1 protein-coding gene is annotated in these 260 nt (G+C 68.5%); it reads left to right on the plus strand.

Going from position 1 to position 260, the window contains the following annotated elements:
- Nucleotides 1–260 (plus strand): hypothetical protein (locus tag R0J88_RS21205; RefSeq protein WP_410901057.1); only part of this gene is annotated, 260 nt, incomplete at both ends.

Consider the following 260-nt stretch of genomic DNA (forward strand, 5'->3'; position numbering starts at 1 on the left):
TGTCGCGCAGCCAGCAGGCGCCGTTGGGCGCGCTGCGTGGCCTGTTCGAGCGCCGCGCCGATGCCCGCTCCGGCCTGCCGTTGGTACAACTGGCGGTGGCGCTGGACAAGATGGGCGACAAACCGCGCGCCGAGCAAGCCTTGCAGGCGGGCCTGGGCATCAGCCGTGGCAAAGGCTGTATTGCCGATTACGGCAGCGCCCTGCGTGACCAGGCGCTGATATTGGCATTGCTGCAGGAGAGCAACCTGGCCAGCAGCCAG

This window comes from Pseudoalteromonas sp. SIMBA_162, from assembly GCF_046535955.1.
Taxonomy (GTDB): domain Bacteria; phylum Pseudomonadota; class Gammaproteobacteria; order Enterobacterales; family Alteromonadaceae; genus Pseudoalteromonas; species Pseudoalteromonas marina.